General features: G+C 61.8%; 21 protein-coding genes. 17 read left to right on the top strand and 4 right to left on the bottom strand.

From position 1 onward, the window contains the following. Positions 1-33 precede the first annotated feature (33 nt). Positions 34-681, bottom strand: coding sequence for an orotate phosphoribosyltransferase (gene pyrE, locus A7317_RS28440; protein WP_024078099.1), 648 nt, complete (start codon positions 679-681; stop codon positions 34-36). An 82-nt stretch (positions 682-763) separates the two neighbouring features. On the opposite strand from pyrE, the gene A7317_RS28435 reads away from it, so the two are divergent. Then, on the top strand, positions 764-1543 hold the full coding sequence (locus A7317_RS28435) for an exodeoxyribonuclease III (protein ID WP_003176915.1): 780 nt from the start codon (positions 764-766) through the stop codon (positions 1541-1543). A gap of 58 nt (positions 1544-1601) precedes the next feature. Here A7317_RS28435 and A7317_RS28430 read toward each other — a convergent pair whose 3' ends face one another. Together A7317_RS28430 and rph are read right to left on the bottom strand one after the other, a co-directional pair. Continuing rightward, a complete protein-coding gene (locus A7317_RS28430; RefSeq protein WP_024078100.1) occupies positions 1602-1970 on the bottom strand; it encodes a DUF4870 domain-containing protein in 369 nt (122 codons plus the stop codon). Between the two features lie 22 nt (positions 1971-1992). Further along, positions 1993-2715 carry a ribonuclease PH gene (gene rph / locus A7317_RS28425; protein WP_024078101.1) on the bottom strand — a complete coding sequence of 241 codons (723 nt, stop codon included), beginning with the start codon at positions 2713-2715 and terminating at the stop codon, positions 1993-1995. A gap of 228 nt (positions 2716-2943) precedes the next feature. Between rph and A7317_RS28420 the strand changes: the two genes are divergently transcribed. From A7317_RS28420 to A7317_RS28390, 7 genes are all read left to right on the top strand, one after another. After that, a complete protein-coding gene (locus A7317_RS28420) occupies positions 2944-3807 on the top strand; it encodes a YicC/YloC family endoribonuclease (protein ID WP_024078102.1) in 864 nt (287 codons plus the stop codon). A 10-nt stretch (positions 3808-3817) separates the two neighbouring features. Further along, complete coding sequence (gene gmk, locus A7317_RS28415; RefSeq protein ID WP_024078103.1) at positions 3818-4438, top strand: guanylate kinase; 621 nt, start codon at positions 3818-3820, stop codon at positions 4436-4438. 167 nt (positions 4439-4605) lie between these two features. Continuing rightward, entirely contained in the window at positions 4606-4869 is a 264-nt protein-coding gene (rpoZ, locus tag A7317_RS28410; protein WP_003176920.1) for a DNA-directed RNA polymerase subunit omega, read from the top strand. Between the two features lie 60 nt (positions 4870-4929). Then, entirely contained in the window at positions 4930-7035 is a 2106-nt protein-coding gene (gene spoT, locus A7317_RS28405) for a bifunctional GTP diphosphokinase/guanosine-3',5'-bis pyrophosphate 3'-pyrophosphohydrolase (RefSeq protein ID WP_024078104.1), read from the top strand. Positions 7036-7059: 24 nt separating this feature from the next. Beyond that, on the top strand, positions 7060-7440 hold the full coding sequence (locus tag A7317_RS28400; RefSeq protein ID WP_003176922.1) for a RidA family protein: 381 nt from the start codon (positions 7060-7062) through the stop codon (positions 7438-7440). 57 nt (positions 7441-7497) lie between these two features. After that, positions 7498-8241 (top strand): hypothetical protein, encoded by a 744-nt coding sequence (locus A7317_RS28395; protein ID WP_024078105.1) that lies wholly within the window; start codon positions 7498-7500, stop codon positions 8239-8241. A 75-nt stretch (positions 8242-8316) separates the two neighbouring features. Beyond that, positions 8317-9057, top strand: a complete 741-nt coding sequence (locus tag A7317_RS28390) for a hypothetical protein (protein WP_069077267.1) — start codon at positions 8317-8319, stop codon at positions 9055-9057. Positions 9058-9193: 136 nt separating this feature from the next. Here the strand turns inward: A7317_RS28390 and A7317_RS28385 are convergent, their stop codons facing one another. After that, positions 9194-10051 carry an SDR family oxidoreductase gene (locus A7317_RS28385; protein ID WP_024078107.1) on the bottom strand — a complete coding sequence of 286 codons (858 nt, stop codon included), beginning with the start codon at positions 10049-10051 and terminating at the stop codon, positions 9194-9196. Positions 10052-10239: 188 nt separating this feature from the next. On the opposite strand from A7317_RS28385, the gene exbB reads away from it, so the two are divergent. From exbB to A7317_RS28340, 9 genes are all read left to right on the top strand, one after another. Further along, positions 10240-11211 (top strand): tonB-system energizer ExbB, encoded by a 972-nt coding sequence (exbB, locus tag A7317_RS28380; protein WP_069077266.1) that lies wholly within the window; start codon positions 10240-10242, stop codon positions 11209-11211. 6 nt (positions 11212-11217) lie between these two features. Continuing rightward, a complete protein-coding gene (exbD, locus tag A7317_RS28375; RefSeq protein ID WP_003195519.1) occupies positions 11218-11643 on the top strand; it encodes a TonB system transport protein ExbD in 426 nt (141 codons plus the stop codon). Further along, positions 11640-12389: a TonB family protein gene (locus tag A7317_RS28370; protein WP_069077265.1), complete on the top strand. Its 750-nt coding sequence runs from the start codon at positions 11640-11642 to the stop codon at positions 12387-12389. Before exbD ends, A7317_RS28370 begins: the two co-directional genes overlap by 4 nt. 168 nt (positions 12390-12557) lie before the next feature. Continuing rightward, positions 12558-12893, top strand: a complete 336-nt coding sequence (locus tag A7317_RS28365) for a cupredoxin domain-containing protein (protein ID WP_024078110.1) — start codon at positions 12558-12560, stop codon at positions 12891-12893. 3 nt (positions 12894-12896) lie between these two features. Further along, positions 12897-13715: an FTR1 family iron permease gene (locus A7317_RS28360; protein ID WP_069077264.1), complete on the top strand. Its 819-nt coding sequence runs from the start codon at positions 12897-12899 to the stop codon at positions 13713-13715. A gap of 20 nt (positions 13716-13735) precedes the next feature. Next, positions 13736-14266, top strand: coding sequence for an iron transporter (locus A7317_RS28355; RefSeq protein WP_024078112.1), 531 nt, complete (start codon positions 13736-13738; stop codon positions 14264-14266). 113 nt (positions 14267-14379) lie between these two features. Continuing rightward, positions 14380-15294: a hydrogen peroxide-inducible genes activator gene (locus A7317_RS28350; RefSeq protein ID WP_069077263.1), complete on the top strand. Its 915-nt coding sequence runs from the start codon at positions 14380-14382 to the stop codon at positions 15292-15294. 8 nt (positions 15295-15302) lie between these two features. Next, complete coding sequence (recG, locus tag A7317_RS28345; protein WP_024078114.1) at positions 15303-17378, top strand: ATP-dependent DNA helicase RecG; 2076 nt, start codon at positions 15303-15305, stop codon at positions 17376-17378. Between the two features lie 77 nt (positions 17379-17455). Continuing rightward, positions 17456-18856 (top strand): aminoacyl-tRNA deacylase and HDOD domain-containing protein, encoded by a 1401-nt coding sequence (locus A7317_RS28340; RefSeq protein ID WP_069077262.1) that lies wholly within the window; start codon positions 17456-17458, stop codon positions 18854-18856. Positions 18857-18862 lie beyond the last annotated feature (6 nt).

The raw sequence follows: 18862 nt of genomic DNA, 5'->3' as shown, positions 1-18862 counted from the left end.
CTACAGAGGGTGGGGCTTTTTGTTGTGCGGCGATTACTGGACGCCGAACTGCTCGCGGTACGCGCGCACTGCCGGCAAGTGCTGCTTGAGCTGCGGATCGTCTTCCAGGAACTGCAACACCTGGTTCAACGACACGATACTCACCACCGGGATGCCGAAATCGCGCTCCACTTCCTGGATCGCCGACAATTCACCGTTGCCACGCTCCTGGCGGTTCAGTGCGATCAACACACCGGCAGCCTTGGCGCCGTCCTGGGAGGCGATGATCTGCATCACTTCACGGATGGCGGTACCGGCGGTGATCACATCGTCGATAATCAGCACATCGCCAGTCAGCGGCGCACCCACCAGGCTGCCGCCTTCGCCATGGGCCTTGGCTTCCTTGCGGTTGAAGCACCACGGCAGATCCCGCCCGTGATGCTCAGCCAACGCCACGGCAGTCGCGGCGGCCAGGGGAATGCCCTTGTAGGCCGGACCAAACAAGACATCGAAGGAAATACCGCTTTCAACAATGGCTGCCGCGTAGAAACGACCCAGTTGGGCCAGGGCCGAACCCGAGTTGAACAAGCCTGCATTGAAGAAGTACGGGCTGGTGCGCCCGGACTTGAGGGTGAACTCACCGAAGCGCAAAACCCCGCGATCGATGGCAAAACGAATGAAATCGCGTTGATACGCCTGCATGAAAAAAGCCTCAGATACCACGGATTTAGCTAATTAGGTAGACGGCGTGTATCATACACGCACGCGATTTTTGGGGCCATTTATGCGGATCATCAGTGTGAACGTTAATGGTATTCAGGCTGCAGTCGAGCGTGGTTTGCTCAGTTGGCTGCAAGCCCAGAATGCCGACGTCATCTGCCTGCAGGACACCCGCGCCTCCGCCTTTGAACTGGACGACCCAGCCTTCCAACTGGATGGCTACTTCCTTTATGCCTGCGATGCCGAAGTACCCGCCCAAGGTGGCGTGGCTTTGTACTCGCGGTTGCAACCCAAGGCGGTCATCAGCGGCCTCGGCTTCGAGACAGCCGACCGCTACGGGCGCTACCTGCAAGCCGATTTCGACAAGGTCAGTATCGCGACCTTGCTGCTTCCATCAGGGCAGAACGGCGATGAAGACTTGAACCAGAAGTTCAAGCTAATGGACGATTTCGCCCGTTACCTGGATAAACAGCGACGCAAACGTCGCGAGTACATTTATTGTGGCTCGTTGTACGTGGCGCAACAAAAGCTGGATATCAAGAACTGGCGCGACAGCCAGCAATCCCCTGGCTTCCTGGCGCCGGAACGGGCCTGGATGGACGAGATTGTCGGCAACATGGGCTATGTGGATGCCCTGCGCGAAGTCAGCCGCGAAGGCGACCAGTACAGCTGGTGGCCAGACAATGAACAGGCTGAGATGCTCAACCTGGGCTGGCGCTTCGACTACCAGTTGCTGACCCCAGGCCTGCGTCGGTTCGTACGCAGCGCACGCCTGCCGCGCCAGCCACGCTTCTCGCAGCACGCGCCACTGATCGTGGACTACGACTGGACACTGACCATTTGAGGTCTTTTTCCAGGCACAAAAAAACCGACATCGCTGTCGGTTTTTTTGTGGGCGCTCATTATTTGATCAGGCGCCAGGTCCACGGGTAACGGTAAGCCGTGCCATTGTTGGCCTTGATCCCGCCAATAATTGTCAGCACCAGTGCCGCAACCACCAGGATCAACATCAGCACAAAGCCGATCACCACGAACCCCAGCACCATGCACACCAGCCAGGCGATCGCCACGGTGATCTGGAAATTCAGCGCTTCCTTGCCCTGATCATCGATAAGCGGGTCCATGTCTTTCTTGATCTGCCACAGGATCAGCGGCCCCAAGAGACTGCCGAAGGGGAATACCAACCCCAGGAATGCCGCGAAGTGACACAGCATCGCCCACTGGCGAACTTCCTTGGACGGTGCCGGAACCGGCAACTGGCTGTCACTCATGGCACTTCTCCTTGAAGCGTGTTCAGTCAGCCAGTGCGGCGTTCTGCAGTTCGAAAATCTCAGTCATGCCCTTCTGGGCCAGGGCCAGCATCGCATTCAGGTCGGCCGGCTGGAATGGCGCGCCTTCAGCGGTGCCCTGCACTTCGATAAAACCACCGGTGCTGGTCATGACCACGTTCAGGTCGGTCTCGGCGGCCGAGTCTTCCAGGTAGTCCAGGTCCAGCACAGGCTCGCCCTGGTACATGCCCACCGATACGGCAGCGATCATCTGCTTGAGCGGATCGCCGCCTTTCAGGCCGCCACGCTTCTTGATCACTTTCAGCGCGTCGACCAGAGCGACCATGGCGCCGGTGATGGACGCAGTACGAGTACCGCCGTCGGCCTGGATCACGTCGCAATCGACGTACAGGGTCACGTCGCCCAGCTTGGACATGTCCAACGCTGCACGCAGGGAGCGACCGATCAGGCGCTGGATCTCCAGGGTACGACCGCCTTGCTTGCCACGACTGGCCTCACGCTGGTTACGCTCGCCGGTGGCGCGCGGCAGCATGCCGTATTCGGCGGTCAACCAACCCTGGCCCTGGCCCTTGAGGAAACGTGGCACGCCGTTTTCGACACTGACGGTGCAGATCACCTTGGTATCGCCAAACTCGACCAGTACGGATCCCTCGGCGTGTTTGGTGTAGTTGCGGGTGATGCGGATCGAGCGGAGCTGATCGGCAACGCGACCACTTGGACGTTTCATAGGGGATACCTGTACGAAGGACGAAAAACTGCCGAGCATTATAGAGCCGCGAGCCGATTCGGGGCACTTCTTAAAATCTGGTTACGAATGCTCGGCTTGTGATGCGATGTCAGCACCCGCGTTTGGGGCCTATCGCACCACTGCGCTACACTCCTGCGCCTTCGCAGCCAGTCGGCTCCAATTTATCCATCAGCCCGCTTTCGCGGGACTGCAACGCGAGGTACCTCCATGGTGCACAGCATGACCGCCTTCGCCCGCGTCGAAAAAGCCGGCGCCCAAGGCACCCTGAGCTGGGAACTGCGCTCGGTCAACAGCCGCTACCTGGAACCGCACCTGCGCCTGCCGGAATCGTTCCGCGACCTCGAAGGCGCCGTACGTGAAGCCCTGCGCCAAGGCATCTCACGCGGCAAGCTGGAATGCACCCTGCGCTTTACCGAGGAAACCACCGGCAAGCCACTGCAGGTCGACCGCGACCGCGCCGCGCAACTGGTCGCGGCCGCCGAGACTATCGCCAGCCTGATCCAGCAGCCCGCGGCGCTGAACCCCCTGGAAGTGCTGGCCTGGCCCGGCGTGCTGGTGGCCGATGCCGTCGACCCGCAAGCCCTCAACGCCGAAGCCCTCGCCCTGTTCACTCAGGGCTTGAAGGAGCTCAAGGCCGGCCGCGAGCGCGAAGGCGCCGAACTGGCCCGCCTGATCAACGAGCGCCTGACCTCGATCGAGGAGGATGTGGTCACCCTGCGCGAGCTGGTGCCACAAATGCTGGCGACCCAGCGCCAGAAGGTCCTCGATCGCTTCGCCGACATGAAAGCCGACCTTGACCCGGTGCGCCTGGAGCAGGAAATGGTCCTGCTGGCGCAAAAAAGTGACGTCGCCGAAGAACTCGACCGCCTCAGCACCCACATCCTCGAAGTGCGCCGCGTGCTCAAGTCAGGCGGTGCCGCCGGTCGGCGCCTGGACTTCCTGATGCAGGAACTCAACCGCGAAGCCAATACACTGGGCTCCAAGGCGTTCGACCCACGCAGCACCACCGCTGCGGTCAACCTCAAAGTGTTGATCGAGCAGATGCGCGAACAAGTACAGAATATTGAGTAAGGCAACCTCCATGACCCATAGCACCGGCACCCTTTACATCATTTCCGCCCCTTCGGGCGCAGGCAAGAGCAGCCTGGTCAAGGCCCTGACCGACACCAACGATCAGATCCGCATCTCGGTCTCGCACACCACCCGCGCCATGCGCCCGGGTGAGGTGAACGGCGTGCATTATCACTTCGTCGAGCGCACCGAGTTCGTCAAGATGATCGAGCATGGCGACTTCCTCGAGCGCGCCGAAGTGTTCGGCAACCTCTACGGCACCTCGCAAAGCCACCTGCAGCAAACCCTGGACGAAGGCCACGACCTGATCCTGGAAATCGACTGGCAGGGCGCCGAGCAAGTGCGCCAACTGATGCCCAAGGCGCGCTCGATCTTCATCCTGCCGCCGTCTTTGGAAGCGTTGCACCAGCGCTTGACCAACCGTGGCCAGGACAGCGACGCGATCATCGAAGGCCGCATGCGGGAAGCCGTCAGCGAAATGAGCCACTACGTCGACTATGACTACCTGATCATCAACGACGATTTTGCTCACGCGCTGGACGACTTGAAGGCGATTTTCCGCGCCAATCAGCTCCAGCAAAAACGCCAACAGCAGCGTTTCGGCAAATTACTGGCCGAACTGCTCGGTTGATTGGCTCTTCCCAAAACTGCTGCAGGGGCCTTACATTGGCACTTGTAGCGGTTTTGCGAGGGCCTGCGAAAAATCAGCGCTTCCCTAAACGCTGGTGATTTTTTAAACTGTTTAGTCCGCTCGCCCAGCCGGGCAGCGCGCATCTTGCATTCGCTCCGAGGAATACCATGGCCCGCGTAACCGTTGAAGACTGCCTAGAACACGTGGATAACCGCTTTGAGCTGGTCATGCTCTCTACCAAGCGTGCCCGTCAACTGGCCACTGGCGGCAAAGAGCCCCTGGTCCAGTGGGAAAACGACAAGCCTACCGTTGTAGCCCTGCGTGAAATCGCTGAAGGCCTGATGAGCTACGAGTTCATCGCCAACGCTGAGATCGTTGAAGACGAACCGCTGTTTGCAGCGTTCGAGGACGAGTCCAACGAGGCCGTCTAAACCTATGCCTGGTCGACGTAGCACGGCGCGGGGTCACAGCCAACGGCAGGAGTTCACACTTTGCCGAGCATAGACGCCCTCGCCGATCGCTTATCGGCCTACCTCGGCCCCGACCAGGTCAACCTGGTCCGCCGAGCGTATTTCTACGCCGAACAAGCCCACGACGGCCAACGCCGCCGGAGTGGCGAGGCGTATGTCACCCATCCTCTTGCGGTGGCAAATATTCTTGCCGACATGCACATGGACCATCAGAGCCTGATGGCCGCCATGCTCCATGACGTGATCGAAGACACCGGTATTGCCAAGGAAGCGCTCAGTGCGCAATTTGGCGAAACCGTGGCCGAACTGGTCGATGGGGTCAGCAAACTGACCCAGATGAACTTCGAGACCAAAGCCGAAGCCCAGGCGGAGAACTTCCAGAAGATGGCCATGGCCATGGCCCGGGATATCCGGGTGATCCTGGTCAAGCTGGCCGACCGGCTGCACAACATGCGCACGCTGGAAGTGCTGTCCGGCGAAAAACGCCGGCGCATCGCCAAGGAAACCCTGGAAATCTACGCGCCCATCGCCAACCGGCTGGGCATGCACGCCATTCGCATCGAATTCGAAGACCTCGGCTTCAAGGCCATGCACCCGATGCGTTCGGCGCGCATCTACCAGGCGGTCAAGCGTGCCCGGGGCAACCGCAAGGAAATCGTCAACAAGATCGAAGAATCCCTGAGCCATTGCCTGGCGATCGACGAGATCGAGGGCGAGGTCAGCGGCAGGCAGAAACACATCTACGGCATCTACAAGAAGATGCGCGGCAAGCGCCGGGCGTTCAACGAGATCATGGACGTGTACGCGTTCCGTATCATCGTGGACAAGGTCGATACCTGCTACCGCGTGCTGGGCGCTGTACATAATTTGTACAAGCCCCTGCCGGGCCGCTTCAAGGACTACATCGCGATTCCCAAGGCCAACGGCTATCAGTCGCTGCATACCACGCTGTTTGGTATGCACGGGGTGCCGATCGAGATCCAGATCCGCACTCGGGAAATGGAAGAAATGGCCAACAACGGCATCGCCGCCCATTGGCTGTACAAGTCCAGTGGCGACGAGCAGCCAAAAGGCACCCATGCCCGCGCGCGCCAGTGGGTAAAAGGCGTGCTGGAAATGCAGCAACGTGCCGGCAACTCCCTGGAATTCATTGAAAGCGTGAAGATCGACCTGTTCCCGGACGAGGTCTATGTGTTCACGCCCAAGGGCCGGATCATGGAGCTGCCCAAAGGCTCCACGGCCGTCGACTTCGCCTACGCGGTGCACACCGACGTCGGCAACAGCTGCATCGCCTGCCGCATCAACCGTCGCCTGGCCCCGCTGTCGGAACCGCTGCAAAGCGGCTCCACCGTGGAAATCGTCAGCGCGCCGGGCGCACGGCCAAACCCCGCGTGGCTCAACTTCGTGGTCACTGGCAAGGCGCGCACCCATATTCGCCATGCGCTGAAACTGCAGCGCCGCTCCGAGTCCATCAGCCTGGGCGAACGCCTGCTGAACAAGGTGCTCAATGGTTTCGACAGCGCCCTGGACAAGATCCCGGGTGAGCGTGTTCAAGCGATGCTCCACGAGTACCGCCAGGAAACCATCGAAGACCTGCTGGAAGATATCGGCCTGGGCAACCGCATGGCCTACGTAGTAGCCCGCCGCCTGCTCGGCGAAGGCGAACAGTTGCCGAGCCCGGAGGGTCCGCTGGCGATTCGCGGCACCGAGGGCCTGGTGCTCAGCTATGCCAAGTGCTGCACACCGATCCCGGGCGACCCGATTGTCGGCCACCTGTCGGCGGGCAAAGGCATGGTCGTGCACCTGGACAACTGCCGCAACATCAGCGAAATCCGCCACAACCCGGAAAAATGCATCCAGCTCTCCTGGGCCAAGGATGTCACCGGCGAGTTCAACGTCGAGCTTCGCGTGGAGCTTGAGCACCAGCGTGGCCTGATCGCCCTGCTGGCCAGCAGCGTCAATGCGGCCGACGGCAATATCGAGAAAATCAGCATGGACGAACGCGATGGCCGCATCAGCGTGGTCCAACTGGTGGTCAGCGTGCACGACCGCGTACACCTGGCCCGCGTGATCAAGAAACTGCGCGCCTTGACCGGCGTGATCCGCATCACCCGCATGCGTGCATAGCCCACCTCTTACAAGGAGTCATTCATGACCAAGACTGTTATCACCAGCGATAAAGCCCCGGCCGCCATCGGCACTTACTCCCAGGCGATCAAGGCGGGCAACACCGTCTACATGTCCGGCCAAATCCCGCTGGACCCAAAGACCATGGAACTGGTTGAAGGCTTCGAAGCCCAGACCGTACAGGTCTTCGAAAACCTCAAGTCCGTCGCAGAAGCCGCGGGCGGTTCGTTCAAGGATATCGTCAAGCTGAACATCTTCCTCACCGACCTGAGCCACTTCGCCAAGGTCAACGAGATCATGGGCAAGTACTTCGAACAGCCCTACCCTGCTCGCGCCGCCATTGGCGTCGCAGCGCTGCCAAAAGGCGCGCAGGTTGAGATGGACGCGATCCTGGTCATCGAGTAAAACACCCGGCGCAGCCTCAACCAGGCTGCGCCGACTTCGTTTCAGAAGGATTTCATGATGCGCAAAGCGCTTGTAGCCTCCTCGTTGCTCGCCCTGTTGCTCGGCGGCTGTGCCAGCAATCCCGCCGACCTGGATGTGAGCGGCACCTGGATCAACCAGGTCGCCATCGATGCGGCAGCCAAGGGCGGCCCTTTGCGTGAAGCATTGCAAAGCTATGGTCCGAACCTCGAATGGGAGGTCAACACCAAGGCTTCGCAAGCGCGCTACTACAACGGTTTTGAAGTTGCCGAAGGCAAGTTGCTCGGCGAGCAATCCGGCGCCTGGAGCGTGGACTTCTACGGCAGCACCGCCACCGAACTCAAGCGCAAAAACAAACAACTGCTGCAAACGGCCAACGACAACGAGCCCGAACAGCTGTTCGCCCGCGCCAAAGACCCCGCACCGGAAGGCGCGCCACTGGGCGCCAACTTCGAACGGGCGCTGTACGCGGCCTATATGGGTGGCGACTGGAAGATCACCGACGGCTTCGGAAACGGCGCCACGGTACAGTTCCAGGCTGACGGCAAGGTCGCCGGCCTGCCTGGCGTCGATCGCTACTCACTGTGCCTGGCGGGCGATTGCGCCTCCATGAGCGGCGGCTATGACAGCATCTGGCTGCAACTCAACGGCCAGGGCAACCCCTGGATCTTCGTGCGCAAGGGCAAACAACTGGAAATCTTCCAGGCCGTCAACACCGCACAGACGGATGAAGTGCCCTCGTTTACACCGGGGCCACGGCAGTGGTTGCTCGAGAAACCGTGATACACAACAAAGGAGCCCACCGGCTCCTTTTTCTTTAGCCTGCGCCATTGTTTTCACGCATAAGCGGATGGCCTCATGCACAAGTTACTCGCGCTCAGCCTCAGCCCGTTCCTGCTGGCCGGTTGCTCGCACACGCCGCAATCTGCCGACATCAGCGGACTGTGGATCAACCAGGCCGCTATTGATACCGCCGCCCAAGGTCGTCCATTACTCAAAGCACTGGACGCCAATGGCCTGAATCTGGAATGGAACATCGACGCCCGTGGCGGCAAAGCGTTATTCAGCAATGCATTCGAAGCCGGCGAAGGTCAGCTGCGGTCAAAGGCACCAGGCGTATGGGTTGTCGACTATGACGGCCATGGCACCGACGAACTGCACTGGGATGGCAACCAGCTTATCCAGCAGGCCAAAGCATTTTTTGCCGGCCAAGTGTTCCGGCGCCCGGCCCAGCCAGCCCCCGAGGGTGCAAGGTGGGGTACAACTTTCAGACAGGCACTGAATTCAGCCTACATGGGCGGGAAGTGGAAAATCATTGAAGGCCAAGGCGTCGGCAACAGCGTGGTGTTCAATGCTGATGGCAGCCTGTCCGGACTGGCACAAAATGACCGGTACGAGCTCTGTCTGGGCGGCGATTGCGCCACTCAAGGCGCTGGCAATGACACGCTCTCTCTCGGCAAGGGCGATGTCGCAGACGTATGGATTTTTGTCCGTCACGGCAAGCGGATGGAAATTTTGAACGCGATCAATCATGCCCAACCGGACGAAATTCCCCAACTCGCTCCAGGCCCACGCCAATGGCTGCTGGAACAACAGTGACGAAAAAAGAGCCCTTGTTCGGGTAATGCCAGCCAGTAAGGAGGAACACTGCAACTGTGGCAAGCCCGCTCGCCACAGGTTACTGTTTGCTCGTTCTATCTCTTAACTGACTGGCATTCGCCCTTGGGCTCCTCTGTCAGCGCTGACCTTCGAGAATCGCAGCATACCCCTCGCGATAGGTCGGATAGACCGGCGCCCAGCCCAGCGCCTTGGCCCGCGCATTACTGCATTGCTTGCTGCCCGCGCGGCGCACACTGGCGTCGTCGGCCCATTCGGTCACGCCCAAATAGTCGCGCAACCAACCGACCACCTCCGCCAATGGCGCCGGCGCATCGTCAACACCGATGTAAATCTTCTCCAACGAGCCGCCCTGCTCCACATGCCGCAGCAAAAAGGCCAGCAGGCCCGCCGCGTCATCGACATGAATCCGGTTGCCATATAAAGGCGGATCGATCGCCACGCGATAACCCTGGCGCACTTGGGTCAGCAGCCATTCACGACCCGGGCCATAGATCCCCGTCAACCGCACGACGCTCGCCGGGATACCACTGTTCAGCGCCACTTGCTCAGCTTCCAGCATCACCTGCCCGGAATAGCCTTTCGCCTGGGTCTCGGAGGTTTCATCGACCCACTCGCCATTCTGCTGCCCATACACACTGCTGCTGGATACAAACAACAGATGCTTGGGCTCCTGGCCGTAATCCTTCAGCCACTCCAGTACGTGCTGCAACCCTTGCACATAAGCGGCGCGATAACCGGCCTCATCGTGATCCGTCGCGGCGGCGCAATACACCAGGTAATCCACCCCACCGATTGGCCAGGTGTCAGGGCAATCCTTGTTGAACAGGTCGCCGGCAATGCCAATCACGCCATCGGGCAGGCGCGAAATATCACGCCGCAGGCCATGAACCTCCCATTCCGAGGCGAGCAGTTGGCTGGCCAGCCGACTCCCCACATCGCCACATCCGGCAATCACAACAGAAGGCGCAGACATCACAAAACTCCGAACTGAAAGGTCTAGATTAGCCGTCTCGGTAGACCGGCGGCCAGAAAAAGGGCAAATAAAGTTACTGTATTACTTTTGTTAACAAGAATTACTTGCAATAATAACCGCCCATTTGTCCTCGACCTCGCTCGGTCTGGAAGGACGATCACTCATTTTTTCTCTCAGGTCCGGCCAGCATGACACGTCATACAAACCCCGCTTCGCCAACCAAGCCTCACAGCCCATCCCGCGCCTGGCGTGCGATTGCTGCGTTGCTGTTCAGCGTACTGCTGGCACCGACCGCCGCATTCGCTGATGCCACGGCGCCGGCCACCCCGCCTGCCGCCGAACAGAACGCCGCCCCTGCGGTTGCACCTGCCGCGACACCAGCCGCGACCGATCCGGCAGTGCCAGCCGCTGCCGACGAGTCCGGCGTAGTACTGGAAGAAGACAACACCCTGGGCATGGCCCACGACCTGTCCCCATGGGGCATGTACCAGAATGCTGACGTGGTGGTGAAAGCCGTGATGATCGGCCTGGCCATTGCCTCGATCATTACCTGGACCATCTGGATCGCCAAGGGCTTCGAGCTGCTGGGCGCCAAGCGTCGTCTGCGCACCGAGATCGTCCACCTGAAAAAAGCCACCACCCTCAAGGAAGCCAGTGAAAGCGCGACCCAAAAGGGCACCCTGGCCAATACCCTGGTGCACGACGCGCTGGAAGAAATGCGCCTATCGGCCAACACCCGCGAAAAAGAAGGTATCAAAGAGCGCGTAGCCTTCCGCCTGGAGCGTTTGGTCGCAGCCTGCGGTCGTAACATGAGCAGCGGCACCGGCGTGCTGGCTACCATCGGTTCCACTGCGCCGTTCGTCGGCCTGTTCGGTACCGTGTGGGGCATCATGAACAGCTTCATCGGCATCGCCAAAACCCAGACCACCAACCTTGCCGTCGTTGCCCCCGGCATCGCCGAGGCCCTGCTGGCTACAGCCCTGGGCCTGGTTGCCGCGATTCCTGCGGTGGTGATCTACAACGTCTTCGCCCGTTCGATTGCCGGCTACAAGGCCCAGGTATCGGACGCGTCGGCAGAAGTCCTGCTGCTGGTGAGCCGCGACCTCGACCACCTGCCTACCGAGCGCAGCTCGCAACCGCACATGGTGAAAGTGGGGTAATCGGCCATGGGCCTGCATTTGAATCAAGGCGACGACGAACTCGTCGAGAACCACGAAATCAACGTCACGCCATTCATCGACGTGATGCTGGTGTTGCTGATCATCTTCATGGTGGCGGCACCCCTGGCCACCGTGGACATCAAGGTCGACCTGCCCGCCTCCAGCGCCAAGCCGGCGCCGCGGCCGGAGAAGCCGATCTTCCTCAGCGTCAAGGCGGACCAGCGCCTGTTCCTGGGCGAAGAAGAAGTCAAAGCCGAAACCCTGGGGCCAGTGCTCGATGCCAAGACCCAAGGCAAAAAGGACACGACGATCTTCTTCCAGGCTGATAAAGGCGTGGACTACGGCGACCTGATGAGCGTGATGGATGCCCTGCGGGCGGCCGGCTATCTGAAGGTGGGCCTGGTCGGACTTGAGACGGCAGCCAAGAAATGATCACGACGCGCCACAAACTGACGCGTTATGGCACCAGCCTCGCCGTCGTGCTGGGCGTGCACGCCATCGCGATTGCCATCGCACTCCACTGGTCGGCACCGCGCCAGGTGCTGCTGCCACCGGCAGCCATGGTCATTGACCTGGCACCCGCGCCAGCGCCACCACCGCCAGCGCCGCCGAAAGTGGTGACGCCGCCGCAACCGCCTGCCCCGGTGGAAGAGTTGCCGCTGCCAAAACTGGCCGAGGCGCCCAAGCCGACGATCCAGGTGCCCAAGCCGGTCAAGCCCAAGCCCAAACCCCAGCCGCCCAAGCCGGTGGAGAAGAAGCCCGAGCCACCCAAGGAAAAACCTTCCGAGGACCCACCGAGCGAATCGCCACAGACCAACGCTCCGGCGGAAAAATCGGCCCAGCCGGTTCCTGGCCCATCGCCGCAACAGGTGGCCGCCAAGGCGTCCTGGGAAGGCACCCTGCTGGCGCACTTGCAGAAGTACAAGAAGTACCCGCCGGGCGCCCAGGCCCGAGGCAAGGAAGGCCTGAACCGCTTGCGCTTCGTGGTGGATGCCGATGGCAACGTGCTGTCCTATGAGCTGGTGGGCCGCTCCGGCAACGCCGACCTGGACCGTGCGACCCTGGACATGATCCGTCGTGCCCAGCCACTGCCCAAGCCACCGGCCGACATGTTGAAAGGCGGCAGCATCGAGATCGTTGCGCCGTTCGTTTACAACATCGAAAAACGTCGCCGGTAATCCTCACCGTGGGCACTCTAGGGTGCCCACGGCTGCTGCTCCCTCCCCCGCGCATTGCCGCAACCTGAACCAGGGTTGAACAGCCTGCGACCTATCTCCATCTTCACTTGTAACATTTAAATACAAAGCCAATTATCCGCGAATCGTTCTCATTAGCGGACATTCGGCATGCCCACTCTTGCCCGGCTGGCTCTCCTCCTGCTGGCTTTTCCCGTCGTTGCGCAGGCGGATCAACTGGTCACCCTGGTCATTCAAAACCACACCTTCAGCCCCTCAAGTTTCGAGGTGCCGGCCGGTGAGCGCTTTCGCATTCAACTCACCAGCCACGACGAAAGCGTCGATGAGTTCGAAAGCTATGACATGAAATTCGAAAAAATCATCGTCCCCGGCAACACCGTGACGGTGTTCGCCGGCCCGCTGCATCCCGGCACTTACACCTTCTTCGATGACTACCACCCCGACCAGGCCAAAGGCACGGTCACTGCCGTCGAGGCCAAGGAGTAAGCCATGCTGGCCTGTCTGTTGATCGTGTTTCGAGAAGTGCTGGAAGCCGGGATTGTGGTGGGGATCGTGATGGCCGCCACCCAGGGCCTGGCGCGGCGCGGGCTGTTTATCGGCGGCGGGATCGCAGCCGGCGTACTGGGCGCGGGGATCCTCGCACTCTTTACCGGCGCAATCACCCAGGCACTCCAGGGCTTTGGCCAGGAGATTTTCAACGCAGCCATTCTGGTGGTCGCCGTGGTCATGCTGGGCTGGCACAACCTGTGGATGGCCAGCCATGGTCGCGAGTTGGCCACCCAACTGCGCAGCGCCAGCAATGCGGTACTCAACGGCGAAAAATCACTCTGGGCGCTGGCCGTGGTGATCACCGTGGCGGTGCTGCGCGAAGGCTCGGAAATCGTGCTGTTCCTCTATGGCATCGCCGCGTCGAGCCAGGCAGACCCACTGTCGATGCTGGCCGGTGGCGTGCTCGGCATCGCCGCCGGCGCCGCGCTGTCCTGGCTGATGTACCGCGGCCTGGTCGCCATCAGCCTCAAGCGTCTGTTTTCGATTACCGGTTGGATGATCGCCTTGCTCGCCGCCGGCATGGCGGGGCGGGCGGCCGCGATCCTCGCCGGTATCGACCTGATCCCCGCCTGGGGCTACCAACTCTGGGACACGTCCTGGCTGGTCTCCGACGCCAGCCTCACCGGCCGCGCCTTGACCGCGCTGGTGGGCTACACCGACCGGCCGCTGGGCGTCCAACTGGTCGCCTGGTCCGTCACCCTTGCGCTCCTGGTGCTGGGTAACCGCTTGCTGCATTCACGCCCGACGCAATCACGTTAACTGCCTCAAGGAGCCACGCCATGAAACACCTGCGCAACCCCTTGGCCACCGCACTGGTACTTGTCAGCGCCCTGGCCGCCTCAACCCTGACCCAAGCCCGCGAGTACCCGATTGGCGGGCCCGTCCAGGTCAACGACATGGAAATCGCCTCCTCCTACCTGGTGGGCATCGAAATGGCCCCCATGCCACCGGGCATGGTGATGAGCAAGGATTCGGTGCACCTTGAAACGGATGTGCATGCCACCGCCGACAACAAATACGGCCTGTCCAATGGCGAGTGGGTGCCCTACCTGACCATCACCTACTCGCTGGTCAAGCAGGGTTCGCCCGACTACAAGGAAATCGGCACGCTGCTGCCGATGGTGGCCAAAGACGGCGCCCACTACGCCAACAACGTGAAAATGGACGGCCCCGGCACCTACACTGTGGTACTGCGCTACGAAAGCCCGCAGATCAAAGGTTTCTTCCACCACGTGGACAAGGAAACCGGCGTACCGGAATGGTGGGGGCCGTTCACCAAAACCTTCACCTTCAAATACCCGCAAAGCTGAAAGCATGAACGCGACACCTGATTACCAGGTGTCGTAAACCCCATCCTCTCTGATAACGTGCGTCTATCGATTGCAGCCGGTATGCTTGGCTTGCAACCTCATGGACGCCCGCTATGACTCTTACAGAATTACGCTACATCGTGACCCTCGCCCAAGAACAACACTTCGGCCACGCGGCCGAGCGTTGCCACGTCAGCCAGCCGACGCTATCGGTGGGCGTGAAGAAGCTTGAAGACGAACTCGGTGTGCTGATTTTCGAGCGCAGCAAAAGCGCCGTGCGCCTGACCCCGGTGGGTGAAGGCATTGTTGCCCAGGCCCAGAAGGTCCTGGAACAAGCGCAAAGCATTCGCGAACTGGCCCAGGCCGGCAAGAACCAGCTGACCGCACCGCTGAAAGTCGGCGCCATCTACACCGTCGGCCCCTACCTGTTCCCGCACTTGATTCCGCAACTGCACCGCGTCGCGCCGCAGATGCCGCTGTATATCGAAGAAAACTTCACCCACGTGCTACGCGACAAACTGCGCAACGGCGAGCTGGACGCGATCATCATTGCCCTGCCGTTCAACGAGGCGGACGTGCTCACCCTGCCGCTCTACGACGAGCCGTTCTACGTATTGATGCCGGCCTCGCACCCGTGGACGCAAAAAGACACCATCGACGCGGCCCTGCTCAACGACAAGAGCCTGCTGCTGCTCGGTGAGGGCCACTGCTTCCGCGACCAAGTGCTGGAAGCCTGCCCGACCAAGGGCAACGACGGCGCCAAGCACACCACGGTGGAATCCAGCTCCCTGGAAACCATTCGCCACATGGTCGCTTCCGGCCTCGGCATCTCGATCCTGCCGCTGTCGGCGGTGGACAGCCATCACTACGCCCCCGGCGTGATCGAAGTGCGCCCACTCACGCCACCGGTGCCGTTCCGCACCGTGGCAATCGCCTGGCGCGCCAGTTTCCCGCGGCCCAAAGCCATCGAGATCCTCGCTGACTCGATCCGCCTGTGCTCGGTGGCCAAGCCGCCTGCCGCGAGCTAAGCAACGGTATGACAGAGCTGTCGCAGGTGCCAGTGACGGCACTCAAGGGTGTCGGTGAAGCCATGGCCGAGAAGCTGGCCAAGGTCGGCCTGGAGAACCTCCAGGACGTGCTGTTCCACCTGCCCCTGCGCTATCAGGATCGCACCCGCGTAGTGCCCATCGGCCACTTGCGGCCTGGACAGGACGCAGTGGTCGAAGGCACCGTCAGCGGCGCCGACGTGGTCATGGGCAAGCGCCGCAGCCTGGTGGTGCGCCTGCAGGACGGCACCGGTGGCCTGAGCCTGCGCTTCTACCATTTCAGCAACGCGCAGAAGGAAGGCCTCAAGCGCGGCACCCGCGTGCGCTGCTACGGCGAGGCGCGGCCCGGCGCTTCTGGCCTGGAAATCTATCATCCGGAATACCGCGCCATTACCGGCGACGAGCCACCGCCGGTCGACACCACGCTCACACCGATCTACCCGTTGACCGAAGGCCTGACCCAACAGCGCCTGCGCCAACTGTGCATGCAGACCCTGACGATGCTCGGCCCCACCAGCCTGCCCGACTGGCTGCCCCAGGAGCTGGCGCGCGACTACCAGCTGGCGCCGCTGGCTGATGCGATTCGCTACCTGCACCACCCACCGGCCGACGCCGATGTCGACGAATTGGCCCTGGGTCATCACTGGGCCCAGCATCGCCTGGCGTTCGAAGAGCTGCTGACCCACCAACTGTCCCAACAGCGCCTACGCGAAAGCATGCGCTCCCTGCGCGCACCAGCGATGCCCAAGGCCACGCGCCTGCCTGCGCAGTACCTGGCCAACCTCGGCTTTGCGCCGACCGGCGCCCAGCAGCGCGTGGGCAATGAAATCGCCTACGACTTGAGCCAGAAGGAGCCCATGCTGCGGCTGATCCAGGGCGACGTGGGCGCAGGCAAGACCGTGGTTGCCGCCCTCGCCGCCTTGCAGGCCCTGGAAGCCGGGTACCAAGTCGCGCTGATGGCGCCCACCGAGATCCTCGCCGAGCAGCACTTCATCACCTTCAAGCGCTGGCTCGAACCCCTGGGCCTGGAAGTGGCATGGCTGGCGGGCAAGCTCAAGGGCAAGAACCGCGCAGCCGCCCTCGAACAGATCGCCGCCGGCGCACCGATGGTGGTGGGTACCCACGCGCTGTTCCAGGACGAAGTGACGTTCAAGAACCTGGCCCTGGTGATCATCGACGAACAACACCGTTTCGGCGTGCAACAACGCCTGGCCCTGCGTCAGAAAGGCGTGGGCGGCCGCATGAGCCCGCACCAACTGATCATGACCGCCACGCCGATCCCGCGCACCCTGGCCATGAGTGCCTACGCCGACCTCGACACCTCGATCCTTGACGAACTGCCTCCCGGCCGAACCCCGGTCAACACCGTGCTGGTCACCGACACCCGCCGCGTGGAAGTGATCGAGCGCGTGCGTGGCGCCTGTGCCGAAGGGCGCCAGGCGTACTGGGTGTGCACGTTGATTGAAGAATCCGAAGAGCTGACCTGCCAGGCCGCCGAGACCACGTATGAAGACCTCACCAGCGCCCTCGGCGAGCTCAAGGTCGGGCTGATCCACGGCCGCATGAAGCCGGCAGAGAAAGCTGCGGTGATGGCCGAATTCAAGGCCGGCAACCTGCAACTGCTGGTGGCCACCACGGTCATCGAAGTCGGTGTGGACGTGCCCAACGCCAGCCTGATGATCATCGAAAACCCCGAGCGCCTGGGCCTGGCGCAACTGCACCAGTTGCGCGGCCGCGTCGGCCGGGGCAGCGCCGCCAGCCACTGTGTGCTGCTCTACCACCCTCCACTGTCGCAGATCGGTCGTCAGCGCCTGGGCATCATGCGTGAAACCAACGACGGTTTTGTCATTGCCGAGAAAGACCTCGAACTGCGCGGCCCCGGCGAGATGCTCGGTACCCGCCAGACCGGCCTGCTGCAATTCAAGGTCGCCGACCTGATGCGCGACGCCGACCTGCTGCCCGCTGTGCGCGATGCGGCGCAAGCGCTGCTGGAGCGCTGGCCGCATCACGTCAGCCCGCTGCTGGATCGCTGGCTTCGCCATGGGCAGCAATACGGCCAAGTGTGACGCCTGACTCACTTATCCGACCTACAGTTGTATCAAGCTGGTTATACTTCGTTGACTGTAAGAAATTGGATCAGGCCATGTCAGAAGTTGCCCTCGCCACAACCCCACTGACCGCCCCGCCGGTTATTCGGGCGTTGCTTGCAAAACTCGCCATCAGCTACACGGAAGTCGCCGAACAACCGGGCCTGAATCCTGCGCAAAAGGTCCAGGCGGTGTTGCTGGAAGATGCCGTGGGCGCACTGATGGTGCTGTTCCCACAGAGCCAGTTGCTCGACCTCAACCGCCTCACCGAACTCACCGGGCGTCGCCTCACGGCGGTATCACCGGATCGCGTCAAACGCATGCTGGGCAAGCACGACCTGAGCCTGTTGCCGGGCCTGCCACCACTGACCAGTTCACCGTGCCTGTACGAAGGCAGCCTGCTCAACGAACCCAGCCTGCTGGTGCATTCAGGCGAAGCCGGGGTATTGCTGGAAATCTCCAGCGAAGCCTTCAAGACCATGCTCACCAAGGCCAGCGCCGGCCAGTTCGGTGAGCCGCTGAGCAACATCCGCCCCAACCTCGACCGCCCCAATGATGACCGCGAGGAAATCACCCAAGCGATGCAGGCGTTCACGGCCCGCCGCATCCAGCAACGCCTGGAAGCGACCATCGAGATTCCGCCGCTGGCTGACACCGCGCAGAAGATCATCAAGCTGCGCGTCGACCCCAATGCGACCATCGACGATATCACCGGCGTGGTGGAAACCGACCCGGCCCTGGCCGCCCAGGTGGTCAGTTGGGCCGCATCGCCCTACTACGCCTCGCCGGGCAAGATCCGTTCGGTGGAAGACGCCATCGTGCGGGTGCTGGGCTTTGACCTGGTGATCAACCTGGCGCTTGGCCTGGCCCTGGGCAAAACCCTGAGCCTGCCCAAGGACCACCCGCACCAGGCTACGCCGTACTGGCACCAATCGATCTACACCGCCGCCGTGATCGAAGGCCTGACCCGTGCCATGCCACGCGCCCAGCGCCCCGAAGCCGGCCTGACCTACCTGGCCGGCTTGCTGCACAACTTCGGCTACCTGCTGCTGGCCCATGTGTTCCCGCCGCATTTCTCGCTGATCTGCCGGCACCTGGAGGTCAACCCGCACCTGTGCCACAGCTATGTCGAGCAGCATCTGCTGGGCATCAGCCGCGAGCAGATCGGCGCCTGGCTGATGCGCTACTGGGACATGCCGGACGAACTGTCCACCGCCCTGCGCTTCCAGCACGACCCGACCTACGACGGCCAGTATGCCGAGTACCCGAACCTGGTATGCCTGGCCGTGCGCCTGTTGCGCAGCCGTGGCATTGGTTCCGGCCCGGATGAAACGATCCCGGATGTGCTGCTCGAGCGCCTGGGCTTGAGCCGTGACAAGGCCGAGGAAGTGGTGGGCAAAGTGCTGGATGCCGAAGTGCTGTTGCGCGAATTGGCGTCCCAGTTCAGCCAGGGCTGAATCGGT

This window comes from Pseudomonas fluorescens, assembly GCF_001708445.1.
Taxonomy (GTDB): domain Bacteria; phylum Pseudomonadota; class Gammaproteobacteria; order Pseudomonadales; family Pseudomonadaceae; genus Aquipseudomonas; species Aquipseudomonas gorinensis.
Note: the sequence above shows the minus strand (reverse complement) of the source record. Positions and strands in the feature narration are given on the sequence as shown.